Genomic DNA, 15,186 nt, shown 5'->3' with positions numbered 1-15,186 from the left:
CCCATGTCGAAAGTCGTCTTCTCCAATATCACCAAGCGCTTCCCCGGCGTTGCCGGCGCCACCGCCGTCGACCGCCTGAACCTCACCATCGAGGAAGGCACGCTCGTCACCCTGCTCGGTCCCTCGGGCTGCGGCAAGACGACGACGCTGCGCATGCTCGCCGGCTTCGAGACCCCCTCCGACGGCACGATCACCATCGGCGGACGCGACGTCACCAACGTGCCGGTCAATGCCCGCAATGTCGGCATGGTGTTCCAGAGCTACGCGCTCTTCCCGCACATGAGCGTCCGGGAAAACGTCGAATACGGCGTGCGCCTCCTCAACCTGCCAAAGGCCGAGATGAAGGACCGCGTCGGCTCGATCCTCGATACGATGGCGCTCACCCAATATGCCGACCGCTCGCCGGCCCGCCTGTCGGGCGGCCAGCAGCAGCGCGTGGCGCTCGCTCGCGCCGTCGTCACCCAGCCGAAGGTGCTGCTGTTCGACGAGCCGCTCTCCAACCTCGACGCGCAGTTGCGCGAGCGCATGCGCGACGAGCTGCGCGCCATCCAGCTGCGCCTCGGCATCACCAGCCTCTACGTTACCCACGACCAGAGCGAAGCCATGGCGATCACCGACCGCGTGGTCGTGATGCGCGGCGGCGTCATCGAGCAGGACGATTCGCCGCTCAACGTCTATTCGCGCCCCGGCACCGGCTTCGTCGCCGAGTTCATGGGCAAGGCGAACATCCTGAACGGCAAGGTCGAGGCGGTCGATGACACCACGGTGCGCGTGCGCATCGCCTCGACGGTCGCCTTCATGCTGGCGCGCGGCGACCGCGCCTTCAAGGTCGGCGAGGCCGTGCGCTGCGTCGTGCGGCCGGAGCATATCCGCGTCGACCCCGCGGGCACGATGGAGGCGAAGGTGCGCCGCGTCGTCTTCCAGGGCGCCTATGTCGAATACCTCACCGATCTCGAAGGCCAGGAATGCGTCTTCCTCGACACGGATTACTACAAGTCCGGCGTCGCCGAGGTCGGCCAGACGCTGAAACTATCCATCGACAGCCGGCCGGTCTGGATCCTGCCGGAAAATGAAGCAGCCACTATCGGAAAAGCCGCATGACCCTCTCCAAGCCCGCCCCCAACGACCTCTATGAAACCATTTCCACCGTCGCCTGCGAGGCGGCGCTCGCCGCCGGCATGGTAGCGCACCGAGGCTTCGTCAATGCCAGCCCGGAAAGCCTTGCAACCCAGCAGAAGGCGGGTTTCTTCGATATCGTGACCGCCTCCGACAAGGCGGCCGAGCGCGCCGCCTGCGACACGATCTGGTCGCGCATTCCGGCCTCCCGCATCCTCGGCGAGGAAGGCGGCTGGCAGGGCGAAGGCGAGACGACCTGGATCATCGATCCGATCGACGGCACCAGCAATTTCGCCTCGGGCCTGCCGTTCTTCTGCGTCTCGATCGCCGCCTACCACAAGGGGGAGCCGGTCTGCGGCGTCGTCTACGATCCGGTGCGCGAGGAACTGTTCCTGGCCGCCGGCGGCCGTCTCACGCTGAACGGCACGACCGTCAAACATTTCCTGCGCGGGCGAACCGACCGGGAAGTCGAGGTGCTGAGCAACGCCCCCTATGAAGGCGAGCGCCCCTCCCGCGCCGCGCAGGAGGCCCATGCCGACCTCGTCAACTCATTCCGCGCCACGCGCCGGCTCGGCTCCTGCGCCCTGCACCTCGCCTATGTCGCGGTCGGCCGCGTGGCGGTGGCCTACGAATCGAAGTTCAGCGCCTGGGATATCGCGGCCGGCATCCAGCTCGTCCAGGCGGCAGGCGGACAGGTCTACGCGCAGGACGCGGACGGCCGCGCCGTCGAGCCGCAGGAAGACACGCTCGGCTCGGTGAAACGGATCGTCGTGGCGCAAGCCGGTTTCGACTACCAGTCGTCCTGCCTGTCGAAGCTGATGGCCGACGGGGTACTGTGATCTTCAATCAGCAGGCCCTTCAATCCTGAGAAGAAGGGGAGCGACGACGGCGTCTTCAACGGTGCCGTCGACCTCCAAGTCAAATCCAAACGGCTTTGGTGCGGTCAACCGAACCGGGAGCGGGCCCAATCCTCGAGACGTTGCTTTACCGTCTCCTTTTCCTCGTCGGACAATTTCGAAAGCGCCTCGCGCAGGCGCTCCATCGCCTCCTCGTGGCCCTCGCGGGAGGCCAGCGTGAACCAGAAGGCGGCTTCGACGGGATCCTTCTCCACGCCCTGGCCCTGCGCGAAAAGGTTGCCCAGATTGACATAGGCCGCGACGGCGCCAAGGCGCGCGGCGCGCGAATAGGTGTCGAACGCCTTTTTCAGGTCCTGTTTAACGCCCGTTCCGCTCTTGTAGAGATTGGCCAGGTTGACCATGGCGCTGCGATCGCCGAGGTCGGATCCCTTCTGGAAATAATCGGTGGCGCGCTCCATATCCTTTTTCGCGCCGAGGCCTTTCAGGTAGATCAGCCCCAGCTTGTCGTAGGAAGCGCCCCAGTTCTGATTGGCGGCCTTCTCCAGCCAGACCCGCGCCTTCGCATAGTCCTGCTTGACGCCCTGGCCCTGAAAATACATGTAGCCGACGTTGTTCTGGTCCTCCGGGTGGCCTCGCTCGGCGGCATACTGGTAGAGCTCGAAGGCCTTGGCGAAGTCCTTCTTCACGCCCAGCCCCTTGCGGTAGAGGTTGCCCATGTTGTGGTAGGCCGCGAGGCTGCCTGCGGCCATGGCCACCTCGTTGAGCTTGTAGGCCTCGTCGCCACGGCCCGCCTTGTCGAGGGAGCGGGCGAGAAGCGTCTTGAAGCGCATATTCTCGGGATCGCCCTTCACCGCCGCCTCGCAGGCCGGAATTGCGACCTGCGTATCCAGGTTGGCGTATTCGACGCTCGGCCCGACGCGATCCGGATCGGACGGATGCGCTGCGGCAAGATCGCAGGGCGAAGCCTCCACCACCTTCGGCCCACCCTCCTCGGGGATCAGCACGACGTCGCTGACCAGCGAAGAGTTCTCCCAGGGGATCTGCTTGCCTTCAGTGGTCTCGACCACCTTCGCGCGGGTTTCCTTGAAGATGGCTTCGATCGACTTGCCGGGCGTGCGCAGCGCCGCCGTCAGGGCCTGCGTGTAGGGGCTGTTCTTGCCCGTCCCGTCCTGGGCGACGTCACCAGGCGAAGTGGAAAAGGCGATCAGCGTGCCGGTGTGCTTGCTGGCAATGCGCGCAAGGCCTCGCGACATGGAATCCTTGTTGCCGATGGAGCGCGTCTTGCCGCCCTTGTCGAGGAACGGATTGTCCCGGCAGGCATCGAGGATGAAGATGATCGATCCGGCTTCGGTATTCTCGAACTGGCTCAGGATCTGGTTGGCGGACAGAGCCACAAGAGGCAGGTCGAGCGCGTCGGTGACCTTGGCATCCGTCGGAACGAGGTAGTTTTCCTCCGAGGCCTGAAGCCCATGGCCGGCGTAGTAAACCAGCACGACCGAATCGGCGGTGATCTTGTTGCGAAACTCGATCAGCGCCCGCTCCATGCCGGCCTTTTCCGCATCCGCGATGAGCTGGACGTCGAAGCCCACGTCGGTGAGCGCACCCTTCATGGCATCGGCATCGGCGCGTGCGTTCTTGAGGGCAGGCAGATCCTTGTAATTCTGGTTGCCGATGACAAGCGCAAGACGCGTCGATCCGGCCTGCGCAAAGGCCGCTGCGGGCAGCGCGAACACGACAAACGCGAATAGGACCGCGAGATATGCTGGACGCGTCGTCATCCTGCCGCTCCTTAATCCGGTCCGGCCCTCGCCGACCGTCAATAGTCGTTGCGGTTCTGCTTTATTCTGGTGACGGCGCGCTTCGGCTTCACGACCTTGGCCTTCGGCCGCACGACCCGGGCTTTCGCACAGCTCGCCGCATCGGGATTGATCTCGCAAAGCTCCGGACGCCCGGACGACCTGGTTTCGCATCCGCTGAGGATCACGGATGTCGTAAAAGCTGCGATAAGCGTAGAAATCTTCCCTGCAAGCAATTTCGTCATGGCCGCATCCCGGGTGGCGTTGCTTCTAACTGGAACCACTATACAACAACGAAGGAAGTCTAAGCGCAGTTTGAGATCGGCAGCCTCAGCTTGTCAAGCTAATGTAGGGCGTGCTGTAATGGTTGCAGTTGGCGACGGTGGAAAATTTCGGGGGAAGCGAGGCGGAAAATGCACCTGTGCCGGTCTTTTGAGCCTTGATCCTGTTCGGCCCGTCCGGCGCCCAGACATTGCGGCTGCGCGTTGCCGATAGCGCCCACGCGGCCGAAATCGCGGAAGATATTGTTGAGCAGGCCGCCGATATCTGCCGCTCGGAGATCATTTCCCATGTGCTGGATCCGCAGCGCGGCATGCTGCTCGAAACCAGCCGCCTCCTCGGCCGGCGGGTGTTCACGCTTGGCGCGGCATGGATGGTGACGGGCCATGCCGCCTTTCGCAACCGCATCGTTGCGGAACTGCTGGCGGCGACAGCCTTTCCCGACTGGAACCGGCAGCACTTCATCGACACCGCCGAGATGATGGCCGCCGTGGCGATCGGCTACGACTGGTCGAAGGACGTGATGACCGGGGGGCAGAGGGAGACGGTCGTCGAGGGCATTGCCCGCCTCGGGCTCCACCCGGGCCTCGGCTCGCTGAAGGGCGCGTCCGGCTGGACGACGGCGGGCACCAACTGGACGCTCGTTTGCAGCGGCGGCCTGATCGTCGCAGCCGCCTTGCTACGCGACGATCTGGCGCCGCTGTGTACTGAGGTTCTGGACCTTGCTTTGCCCATCCTGCAATCGGGCCTCGATCAATTCGACGCCGCAGGCGGATGGCCGGAGGGCGCGACCTACGGCGAATATGGCGCCCGCTATGCCGTCCTCGCGCAGGAAGCCTTGCAGGAAGCCGGCCTCGCGCAACGCTGGCCGGCGGCAAAGGGTGGCTGGTTGCGGCACCCGGATTTCCCGCGTGCGATGGTCGGGCCATCAGGAATGACCTTCAACGCCGGCGACAGCCTCGCGACGCCCGAGCGCTCGCCGGTAGCCGGCTGGTTCGCCCGGCGCGACGGCGACCGGGCGGCGGCGGCGTGGCAATGGGAAACGCCCGGCAAGCCGCACGCCTTCGACCTCATCTGGTACAATTCCCCTCGGGCTGCGGAAAGCGCGGGCGAAGTGCCGCGAAGACAGGTCTTCGATGCGGGCTATGCCGTGCTTCGGCACGGCGACAGCTACCTTGCCGTCCGCACCGGGCGCAACAGGACCAATCACGCCCATCTCGATCTCGGCAGCTTCGTGCTGGAGATCGGCGCGCAACGCCTCGCCTGCGATCTCGGCAGGGGCGATTATGCGGCAGAGGGCTACTTCGATCCGCAGAAGCGCTTCTCCCATTTCTTGGCGCAAACCAGCGCACACAACCTCGTCTTCGCACAGGAACAGTCAATCGACGCGCAAGCCGATACAATCGTCGATGAAGCGGACGAGACCCGTTTCGCGATCGAGGTGTCGGACCCGGCCTCCCCGTTTCGCCACCTCCGCGCATTTCAGCTCGACGCGGATGCGGCGATCGTCGCGGATCTTCTCATTCCGAGAGGAGCCCTGCCACCCGCGGTGACATGGCAATGCCATACGCAGATGCCCGTCAAGGCCGTCGATGGCGCCGTCCGCTTCGGCGGACCCGCCGAAGGCCTGTCCGCCCGCCTGCTGTCTCCCTCGGGAACGGCGCTGACGCTCGCCCCGATGAGCGGTGTCATCCAGCAGCCCATCCCCGTCGCGCGCATGACGGCCACGCTTCCGGTGCCGGCCGACGGCCTGTTCGTGGCATGCCTCTTTTGCCATGATGCGCGCCGGCCCGACCCTGCCGGCCTGTCCGGCTGGCTGACGCGGATTGCGAGGGATCGGTGGCCGGATGTGCATGCGATGAAACGGGAGCGTGTCGATGGCTGATCTTCTGCGATTCCTCCGCCGCCAGCCGCCACCGACGCCCGACGAGGACAACGAGCTTCATATCTACCGCTCGCAGGGGCGCAAGCGCATCGTCATGGTGACACTCTTCACCGTCCCGCGCGAAGGGCACGACGAGATCGTCGCGAAAGTGGGCGCGACCTTCGCCCGCGTCGACAGGATCGTCTATGTCACCGACATACCGGAGTTCCTTCATTTCCGGGCGGCGGGCGCGGCGTTCGAATACTTTCCCTCCCTCGAGCGGCAGGCCGCTCATGTGAACGCGCTCGACTGGCCGGGCTATCTGCGCATCCGCTGGGACCTGCTGCTCGCCAAGTGGCAGCCGGAACATGTGCTCGCCTACGGCCTCAACATCGATCGTTTCCTTACGGCCGCACCGGCGCGGGAAGGAGAGGCCGCGTCATGGCGATAAGCCGCCTCGACATCGTCTTTGTCGCGGACGCGCGCTTCGAGGGCGGTTCTTCGACCGCGCTCGCGGCCGAGATGGCGGCTGCTGCCCGGGCCGGCTACGACAGCGGCCTGCTCATGGTAAAAGGCCCGATCATCGGCCTGCCCCTGCCGGTTCACGCGGCAATCCGCAGGCATCTCGACACCGGGACCACGACGCGGCTCGATCCGCTGCAGAAGGTCGAAACGCGCCTCCTCCTGCTGCATCATCCGGGCATCCTGATGAACCCGCTGCAACCGCGACCGCTCATTGAAGCGGAGCAGGTCGTCGTCGTGCTGCATCATCCGGCCGTGGATCATGCAGGTACGGTCCAGTACGATATCCCCAGCGTGGTCCGCAACGCGGTCGCCGCGTTCGGCCGGCCGGTGTCGCTGGCGCCCGTCAGCGCCAGCGTGCGCGAAAGCCTGCCGCGGCGGCTTCCCGGCAATTGCCGCCTGACGGAGGAAAACTGGGACAATCTCATCGACCTCGACTGCTGGCCGCCGCGGCAGGCGCGACCCGTCGGCCTGCCGATCCGGATCGGGCGGCATTCCCGGCCGCATATCCAGAAGTGGCCCGACCGGCTCGAAGATGCGCAGGCGGCCTATCCGACCGACGGCAGGCGCTACGAAACCTGGATGCTGGGCGGCGGCGATTTCCTGCGCGAACACTATGGCGAACTGCCTGCAAGCTGGACCCTGCTGCCATTCCGGCAGGAGGACGTCGCCGGTTTCCTGCGCAAGCTGGATTTCTACGTCTACTATCACAGCGATGCCTGGTCGGAAGCGTTCGGCCGGTGCATTCTCGAGGCGCTGTCGGTCGGGCTGGTCACCATTCTGCCCGCGAGCTTCGAGCCGGTTTTCGGCGACGCCGCGCTCTACGGCACGCCGCAGGATGTCGTGTCCATCATAGAGCGCTATGCCGCCGATGCCGACCTCTATGCCAGCCAGAGCGACCGGGCGCGCCGGTTCGCCGAAACGAGACATCGCCTCGACCGCTTCGCGGATCGAATTGCCGCCCTGCTTCCACAGGCGAAGACGGAGACGCTTTCCGCGCCGCCGCTGATGCCGCCACTGCCTTCACGAACCGTACTTTTCATCTCCTCCAACGGCATCGGCATGGGCCACCTCACCCAGCAGATGGCGATAGCCGAGCGCCTGCCGCCCGATCTGACGCACGTCTTCGCGACCATGTCCTATGCGCTGAAGGTCGCGGTGGACGCCGGCTATCAGGTGCATTTCCTGCCGCATCACCGGGCGATGGATGCGGAGCCCGACGATTGGAACACCGTCTTTGCCGAGGAGCTTTTCGAACTCGTGCGCCATGTCAGGCCGGCGGTCATCGCCTATGACGCGACACCGGTCTATCCGGCCGTCGCCGAAGTGCTGGCCCTCTTCCCGGACATCTATTCCATCTGGGTGCGCAGGCCGATGTGGCGGGAGGTGCATCGCAAGTTCCTCGATTACCATGACATATTCGACGCCGTGATAGAGCGCGGCGAACTGGCCGATGCGTTCGATCTTGGCCCGACCAAGGAATTTCAGGCGCGCAGCCTCGTCGTGCCGCCGGTGCTGCATGTGGATCCGGCCAGCCGGGAGGATGCGGCAACGGCTCGACGGCTGCTCGACCTGCCGGCGGACGGAACGGCGGTGCTTCTCCAGCTCGGCTCGGGCAGCAATTTCGACATGAGCGAGGCCCGCGCGGCCGTCATCCAGGCCGTCCTCGCCCACAGGGACACTTTTCTCGTCGAGCTCAAGTCTCCCATCAGCAACGGCGGAACGAATGCCGCTTCCGGCAACGAGCGCCATTTCGTCCGGAAGGCCTTCCCGGCCTTCCGCTACAGTCAGGCCTTCGACGCGGCGGTCTCGGCCGTCGGCTACAACAGCTTCCACGAAAACCTGCTCGGCGCCCTGCCGACGCTGTTCGTGCCCAACGAAGCGCCGGAGATGGATCTTCAAGCCAACCGCGCACTCTGGGCGCAGCTCAACGGCTACGGCTGGATGATGCGGCGCGACACGGATCTGCCGGCCTGCCGGGACATCGTCGCCCGCCTGCTCGATCCCTGGGAACGCTCCCGCGTGCGTGCGCGGTGCCGCTCGATCCCCTGGCAGAACGGAGCGGCACGCATCGCGGCCTTCATCGCGGATCACGCCCGTCTGGTGCGCTCGGACCGCCGACCTGTCGAGCCGGAACAAGCCTTATAGATCGTGCGGCTACCTTTCGAACGGCGTCAGTCGGCGACCGACACATCGGGCGCGACGGCGCCGATGTTGTAGCCTTCCAGTTGCGCGATGCGTCCGTCCCGTTTCGGAAAATGCAGGATGGTCGCGGTTCCCGGCGTGACCGGGACGACGCGTGAGGGCGGCAGGTCGAGGAATTCGTGGCATGCGGCACGGATGACGCCGCCGTGGGCAACGACGAGCAGGTCCCCTTCCGTGCAGGCCATCCAGTCACGCACGCCTTCGGCGACGCGGGTGCGGAAGGCGCCCCAGGTCTCGCCGCGGTCCGGGGTGAACGTTCCCGCCCGCCAGGCGGTATATTCCTCCGGTTGCTCCGCAATGAGGTCCGGCTTGCGCCGGCCGGTCCATTCACCCATGTCCAGCTCGCGGAACCGCTCGTCGGAGGGCGCATCCGGGTGGCCGATCAGCGCGACCGTCTGCCGGGTGCGGCCAAGATCCGATGCGATGATGCGGGCTGGCTGCAACGCCTTGGCATAGGGACGGAAGCGCTTGACCTGGGCGACGCCGCGCTCGGAGAGCAGCGAGTTGTCCTGGCCCTGCAACCGCTGTTCGGCGTTCCATTCCGTTTCGCCGTGACGCATGAGGATCAGCCTCATTGATGTATCCTTTCTCCGGTGGTCGCGAAGACCGCATCGGGTGTGCGAATGAACGAGAGGCTTATCGGCTCGCCGGGCGTCGCCGTGAAATAGCCGCCGGCCATGCCGGTGACGCGCAGGTCCCCGATCATGGCGGTCACCATGGTGCGCCCGGCGATCGGCGCCGCCTCGGCGAACCGCGCGGTCAGCGACGGGGCACCCGCGACCGCACCGACGCGCACGTCCTCGGCACGGTAGAGGAGCTGAACCTCGTCGCGGTTCGCGGCCATGGCCGCCGGCGCAAGCGCCGTCTCGCCGAAGACGAGGTTTTCGCCCGACCGGCGGGCCGGCAGGAGGTTCGCCGGCGGCGTGCCGAGGAAGGTGGCGACGAAGGTCGTCTCGGGATTGCGCAGCAGATCGATGGGCTTGCCGAACTGCTCGACGCGGCCGTTGTTGAGCACGGCGACATGGGTCGCCATGGTCATCGCCTCGACCTGATCGTGCGTGACATAGACCGAAGTCGCCCCGGTCGCCCGGTGGATGCGCATCAGCTCGCTGCGCATCTCGATGCGCAGTTTCGCATCGAGGTTGGATAGCGGCTCGTCGAAGAGCAGGATGCTCGGCTCGGGCGCGATGGTGCGGGCGATCGCCACGCGCTGCTGCTGGCCGCCGGAGATTTCCGCCGGATAGCGCTCGGCAAGGGCGTCGATGCTGAGAAAGGCCAGCACTTCCTTCACCCGCTTCTCGCGTTTTTCCCGCGGCCACTTCGCCACTTTCAGCGGCCAGGCGATGTTGCCGGCGACTGTCATGTGCGGCCAGAGCGCATAGCTCTGGAAGACGAGGCCGGCATTCCTGCGGCCGGCATCGGCGATGACGCCGCCCGCCCCGCTGGACACGGTTTGCCCGACAAAGGCGATTTCCCCCTCGCTCGGGCTTTCGAGGCCGGCCAGCATGCGCAGCAGGGTCGACTTGCCGCAGCCGGACGGACCGACGAGCACGAGGAACGCCCCGGCGGGAACGGAGAGGTCGATGTCCTTCACCGCGGTGAAGGCGCCGAAACGTTTGACGAGATTGCGGATCTTGATGGCATCCGCTGCCCCGGAGGCTAGCGCGTTCATGACTCTTTCCATTTCTGGACGCGGTTCTGCAGGCTATGGGCGAGGAACGACGCCGCAAGGCAGACCACGAGGATGACGAGGGTGATGGCGTTGGCGAACTGCATGAAGCCTTCCGACGCATAGCGATAGGCGACCATGGAGAGCACCGGCGAGGTGGCCGTGAAGAGGAGCACGACCAGCGAGAGGTCGCGCACCATCTTGACGAAGACGAGGATGGCGCCGGCAAAGAGGCCGCGGATCGCCAGCGGGAAGACGATCGCGAAGAGGCGTCGCACGAGGCTCGCCCCGGTCAGCCGCGCGCTCTCTTCGATATCGGCCGAGATCTGGCCGAGCACGGAGCGGCCGGACTGCACGGCAAAGGGAAGGTTGTGCGCGGAAGCCGCGATAACCAGCAGCGCGAACGTGCCGTAGAGCGAGGGCAGCGGGCCGATGGGCGCGCCAAACAGCGCGATATAGGCGGCGGCAAACGCGATGCTCGGCACAAGCAGCGGCAGGAAGGCGAGCTGGCTGAGCAGCGTGGCAAGCAGGCTGCCCTTGCGCTGCACGATGGTATAGGCGAGCGCGAGGCCGAGCAGCATCGTCGTGAAGGCGACGACGAGGCCGAGGCGGATGGTGTTCCACAGCGCATCGATCAGCACGGGATTGCGGAAGATGCCGGCCTGGCCTTGGGCCATCTGGCCGCCGCCCTCGCCGATCCAGAAATGCAGCGTCCAGTTGGAGAACAGCGCCCCGCTCTGCGGTGCAAGGCTCGATGCCGCCAGCACCAGCACCGGCACGACCGTTGTCAGCAGTCCGATGAGGACGGCGAGCGCAAAGAGCGGCCAGCGCCAGGCGCCGAGCGGAAAGCGCTTGGTGCGCCCGCCCTTGCCGGTGACGGTGATGAAGGCCTTGCGCCCGGAAACAAGCCGGTCGGAAAAGAAGAGGAACAGGGCTGATACGGCGATCAGCAGCAGGGCCAGCACGAAGCCGCGCTCGTTCTGGCCGGTCTCGATCATGCCGAAGAGGCGGGTGGAGAGCGTCTGCATGCGCACCGGCAGGCCGAGCAAGGCGGGCGCTGCGAAATTGGCGACGGCACCGGCAAAGGTGAGCGAGGCGGCAGCGACCAGCGCAGGGGTAACGACCGGCAGGATGATGCCGAAGAAGATGCGGGGGCGCTTGGCGCCGGCCATCTGCCCGGCCTCGACCAGATCGGCCCCGACCGAGCCGAGCGCGGCGGCGATGATCGTATAGGCGAGCGAATAGTAGTGCGCGATGAGCACGACGGCGGTCGGGATCAGGCCCCAGGCGAGCCAGTCTGGAATGACAAGGCCGTTGGTCTCGAAGAAGCCCGCAGAGCCGCCGAGGCGGGAATTGCGGAACAGCGTGCCCCAGGCGAGCGCGGCGGCAAAGCTCGGGATCATGTAGGGCAGCGTCGCCATGAGGCCGAGGAAGCGGCGGCCGGGCACGTCCGTCAAAACGACGAGCCAGGCGAGGAAGCCGCCGATCAGCAGGCAGCCGCTGGCCACCGAGAAGCCGAGGACCATGGTGTTGAACAGCGGCCACCACCACAGATTGGCAGAGAGACGGCTGGCGAGCACCGCCTTCCACGCCTCGATGCCCTCGGGCGTCAGCGTGGAGAGCAGGATGCGGGCGAGCGGCGCGACCACCAGGATGGCGACGATGACGACGAGCACGGCCGGCAATAGAAAGCCCGATCGGAGCAGCCGGCTGCCCGATGGCACGGAAAGCGAAGACGATGTCATGAAAACTCCTCCAAGCCTGCCGGCACGTTCTCCATGCCGGCAGGCCGCCCCATTACTGGAGCGTGATGATGAGATCGGCGATACGGCCGCGGGCGGCGGCGGTTTTCGCCGGATCGATGGTCCAGGCCTTCAGGTCGCCGAGCTTGACGGAGTCGGGATGGTCGGCGATGGACTTGCGCACCGCATAGTCGCCGGGCACGTTGAAGGGCGCGAAGCCCGGCCCGCCGGTCGGGGAATTGTCGCCGAACATGAAGTCGATGAGCAGGCGCGCTGCGGCCGGATGCGGCGCCTTGTCGGCAATGGTCAGCACAGCCGGGAAGAGGATGCCGTTGGCCGGCTCGACATTGTTGGCGACCTGCAGCGCCCAGCCTTCCTCCTCGTTGTCGCGACGGTCCGAATAGGTGCCGAAACCGACGGGCGGGTTCTTGGCGTCGACGTCGCCGATCGACTTGTTGAGCACGTCGCTGTTGGGCAGCAGGATCAGGTCGTTCTCGAAGAGCGCCTTGATGAACTGTTCCCCGGCGCCCTCGAGGCCTTCCTCGACTTCGATATCCTTGCCGTACTTGGCCTTGTAGGCCGCGGCCATCTCGTCCGGGTGCAGCGAAATCTCGGTGAGGAGATCGAGCAGTTCGCCGCGCTGGCTCGGATCGACCATCAGCACGCGGCCCTGCCATTCCGGCTCGGTGAGCTGCCAGAGATTGGTGACGGGCGAGCCGTCGGGGAAGGCCTTCTCATTGTACATCAGGACTTTGGTGGAAAGACGCTGCGTCAGGAGCGGCGTCTTGAAGCGGTCCTCCAGCTCGCCGGCGATGCGCGGCGGCACATAGTTCACGACGCGCTTTTCCTCCACCAGCTTGGAGAAGACGATGGGCGTATCGGCGATGTAGAGCACGTCGACGGCGTGAACGCCCGCCTGCTGCTCGGCCTCCACGCGGGCGATCTGCTTGGTCGAGCTCATGTCGACGCCGATGAGGTCGATGCCCGGATAGGCGTCCTCGAAGGCCTTCTCGATCTTGGCGATGCGGCTCGACAGCGAAAAGACCGTGACGCTGCCCTCCTTCTGGGCGATCGGCAGCAATTGTTCCGGCGTCAGGCTGTCAAGATCGTCCGCCAGCGCGGCGGCCGGCAGGACGAGACAGGCCGCAAGGGCGGATGCGTACAGATGTTTCAGCATGGTTTCCTCCTCCACTTTCCCTTTTTCAGTCGAAGTCGTTGAACAGCTCCGACAGCTTCTCCAGTCTTCCGATGACCTCGCGCTCATGCCGCCCCGCGATCGTCAGCACGATGCCGTTGACGATGGCAAAGGGGATGGTCGGGGTCTGGAACTCGCTGCCCGAGCGCCCGCGCGGGGCGGACAGCATGAGGTCCGCCGGCGGCTCCATCAGCGGCCCGGCAAGGTCGGAAACGAGGATGGTGCGTGCGCCGACGCCGGCGGCATGGCGCATCAGCGGCGCGTAGCTCTGCGGCTGCTTGCGGAAGGCGAGCGCCACCACCACGTCGTTGCCGTCGATGCCGACCAGCCGCTCGGCGATGTCGCGGCCGCGGCCCGCCAACGCGATCGTCGTCATGCCGAACCGGTCGAGCCGGCGTTGCAGGAAACCGGCGACGGACTGGGCATGGCCCTGGCCGAAGACGAAGACGCGGCGGGCCTCGAAGATCATGTCGGCGGCGCGGTCGATATCGGCCTGCGGCACCGAGCGAGCGAGCGTTTCCAGCGCGGCGATCTCGGCGGCGATGAGGTCGGTCAGGTAGTCGCCATGCTCCACTTTGGCGACGGAGCGGCGCATGCGGCCCGCCGCGTCCTGATCCAGCAGCACCTCGCGCTGCAATTCGGCGCGCAGGTCCGGAAAGCCCTTGTAGCCGAGCTTCTGCGCCAGCCGCGTCGCCGTCGCCTCATGCACGCTGGCGCGCTGGGAAAGCTGCGGCCCGGACAGGAACGCCGCCTCCGCGCGGTTCTCCAGCATGGCCGAAATCAGCTTCTGGTCGGCCTCCGTCAGCTTCCGGGACTTGGCCTTGATGCGATCGAGGATGGTCATGGCGCTCACACGTTTCTTTGCAGGGATTGTTCTGGCAAACCTCCTTGCAGTCAATACAATGAACGCAAGATTCCTTGCAAACTTCTGCAAGGATTTGCATGCCGTCGCAGGTGAAGGAGGACACCCCGGCGGGCCCAAGACGATACGCCCGGTTCGGTGAAATGGTTCGTTGTGGCGCAGGCCGGTTTTGACTATCAATCGTCCTGCCCGTCGAAGCAGATGGCCGACGGGATATATTGTGATCTTCAGCCACCGAGGCCTTTGATGCCGGAACGAAGGGTTTCATGCTCGACCTGATCAGGCAGTCCCTGTCGCAGTTCACGCCCGCCGAGCGCAGGATCGCCGAAGCGATCCTCGACACGCCGAGCACGGCCATCACCTGGTCGATCACCGATGCCGCGCGGATCGCCAAGGTCAGCGAGCCGTCGGTCATCCGGTTCTGCCGGCGGCTCGATTGCGACGGCTTTCCCGATTTCCGCCTCAAGCTCGCCCAGCAACTGGCCGTGCGCCAGGCGCCGGTGAGCCCGGCGGAAAACGGAGACGACCCCTTCACCGGCCTCGTCGACGACATCTTCAACCGCGCCACCGAGGCCCTGCGCGAAGCCCGGCTCGACCTCGACCTCGAATCGCTGCGCCGCGCCGTCGATCTCCTCGCCGATGCCCGGCGCATCGACGTCTACGGCTATGGCGGCTCCGGCTTTCTCGCCAGCGAGGCGCAGCACCGCCTCGCCTCGCTCGGCATGGCCAGCGTCGCCTATGCGGATCCCACCCTGCAAATGGTCTCCGCCCCGCGCCTCACCGCCAGGGACGTGCTGTTCGTGCTCTCCTTCTCCGGCCGCACCAGCTACCTGATCGCCAATATGGAGATCGCCCGGAAGGCCGGCGCGCGCATTCTATCCATCGCGCCCGGCGGTTCCGTCGTCGCTTCGCTCGCCGACGAGAACATCAATCTCAACGCCTACCGCGCCTCCGGCCATCCCCTCATCGTGCCGACGGGCCGCGCACCGATGTATGTTATGCTCGACGTGCTCTTCGCGCTGCTCGCGCGCAAATGCGACACCGACAATTCGTGAATGGAACTGACAAGGATACGGACA

13 protein-coding genes are annotated in these 15,186 nt (G+C 65.9%); 6 read left to right on the top strand and 7 right to left on the bottom strand.

Annotation, left to right across the window (positions count from 1 at the left end; genetic code table 11):
- Positions 1-3: 3 nt before the first annotated feature.
- Together Q9316_RS22505 and Q9316_RS22500 are read left to right on the top strand one after the other, a co-directional pair.
- The gene (locus Q9316_RS22505; RefSeq protein ID WP_306035545.1) at positions 4-1,101 is read left to right on the top strand and encodes an ABC transporter ATP-binding protein; all 1,098 of its coding nucleotides are present in this window, start codon (positions 4-6) and stop codon (positions 1,099-1,101) included.
- The gene (locus Q9316_RS22500; protein ID WP_306035544.1) at positions 1,098-1,955 is read left to right on the top strand and encodes an inositol monophosphatase family protein; all 858 of its coding nucleotides are present in this window, start codon (positions 1,098-1,100) and stop codon (positions 1,953-1,955) included. Before Q9316_RS22505 ends, Q9316_RS22500 begins: the two co-directional genes overlap by 4 nt.
- A gap of 104 nt (positions 1,956-2,059) precedes the next feature.
- On the opposite strand, the gene Q9316_RS22495 is transcribed toward Q9316_RS22500, so the two are convergent.
- Positions 2,060-3,751: a caspase family protein gene (locus tag Q9316_RS22495; RefSeq protein WP_306035543.1), complete on the bottom strand. Its 1,692-nt coding sequence runs from the start codon at positions 3,749-3,751 to the stop codon at positions 2,060-2,062.
- 38 nt (positions 3,752-3,789) lie between these two features.
- Positions 3,790-4,014, bottom strand: a complete 225-nt coding sequence (locus tag Q9316_RS22490) for a hypothetical protein (protein WP_306035542.1) — start codon at positions 4,012-4,014, stop codon at positions 3,790-3,792.
- Between the two features lie 194 nt (positions 4,015-4,208).
- Here Q9316_RS22490 and Q9316_RS22485 point away from each other — a divergent pair, with 194 nt between their 5' ends.
- Genes Q9316_RS22485 through Q9316_RS22475 form a run of 3 tightly spaced genes read left to right on the top strand, consistent with a single transcriptional unit; the run spans position 4,209 to position 8,582 of the window.
- Positions 4,209-5,933, top strand: coding sequence for a heparinase II/III domain-containing protein (locus Q9316_RS22485; protein WP_306035541.1), 1,725 nt, complete (start codon positions 4,209-4,211; stop codon positions 5,931-5,933).
- On the top strand, positions 5,926-6,363 hold the full coding sequence (locus Q9316_RS22480) for a hypothetical protein (protein WP_306035540.1): 438 nt from the start codon (positions 5,926-5,928) through the stop codon (positions 6,361-6,363). Before Q9316_RS22485 ends, Q9316_RS22480 begins: the two co-directional genes overlap by 8 nt.
- Entirely contained in the window at positions 6,354-8,582 is a 2,229-nt protein-coding gene (locus Q9316_RS22475; RefSeq protein WP_306035539.1) for a glycosyltransferase, read from the top strand. Before Q9316_RS22480 ends, Q9316_RS22475 begins: the two co-directional genes overlap by 10 nt.
- A 26-nt stretch (positions 8,583-8,608) precedes the next feature.
- On the opposite strand, the gene Q9316_RS22470 is transcribed toward Q9316_RS22475, so the two are convergent.
- Genes Q9316_RS22470 through Q9316_RS22450 form a run of 5 tightly spaced genes read right to left on the bottom strand, consistent with a single transcriptional unit; the run spans position 8,609 to position 14,089 of the window.
- Positions 8,609-9,214: a histidine phosphatase family protein gene (locus tag Q9316_RS22470; protein ID WP_306035538.1), complete on the bottom strand. Its 606-nt coding sequence runs from the start codon at positions 9,212-9,214 to the stop codon at positions 8,609-8,611.
- Positions 9,211-10,311 carry an ABC transporter ATP-binding protein gene (locus Q9316_RS22465; RefSeq protein WP_306035537.1) on the bottom strand — a complete coding sequence of 367 codons (1,101 nt, stop codon included), beginning with the start codon at positions 10,309-10,311 and terminating at the stop codon, positions 9,211-9,213. The genes Q9316_RS22470 and Q9316_RS22465 overlap by 4 nt, the downstream gene beginning before the upstream one ends.
- The gene (locus tag Q9316_RS22460) at positions 10,308-12,053 is read right to left on the bottom strand and encodes an ABC transporter permease (RefSeq protein WP_306035536.1); all 1,746 of its coding nucleotides are present in this window, start codon (positions 12,051-12,053) and stop codon (positions 10,308-10,310) included. The genes Q9316_RS22465 and Q9316_RS22460 overlap by 4 nt, the downstream gene beginning before the upstream one ends.
- A 52-nt stretch (positions 12,054-12,105) precedes the next feature.
- Positions 12,106-13,227, bottom strand: a complete 1,122-nt coding sequence (locus Q9316_RS22455) for an ABC transporter substrate-binding protein (RefSeq protein ID WP_306035534.1) — start codon at positions 13,225-13,227, stop codon at positions 12,106-12,108.
- 25 nt (positions 13,228-13,252) lie between these two features.
- Positions 13,253-14,089 carry a MurR/RpiR family transcriptional regulator gene (locus Q9316_RS22450; protein ID WP_306035533.1) on the bottom strand — a complete coding sequence of 279 codons (837 nt, stop codon included), beginning with the start codon at positions 14,087-14,089 and terminating at the stop codon, positions 13,253-13,255.
- Positions 14,090-14,373: 284 nt separating this feature from the next.
- Here Q9316_RS22450 and Q9316_RS22445 point away from each other — a divergent pair, with 284 nt between their 5' ends.
- Complete coding sequence (locus Q9316_RS22445) at positions 14,374-15,162, top strand: MurR/RpiR family transcriptional regulator (protein WP_306035532.1); 789 nt, start codon at positions 14,374-14,376, stop codon at positions 15,160-15,162.
- Positions 15,163-15,186 lie beyond the last annotated feature (24 nt).

It is taken from the genome of Shinella zoogloeoides (assembly GCF_030733845.1).
Lineage (GTDB): Bacteria > Pseudomonadota > Alphaproteobacteria > Rhizobiales > Rhizobiaceae > Shinella > Shinella zoogloeoides_C.
This window is presented reverse-complemented; position numbering and strand designations above follow the sequence as displayed.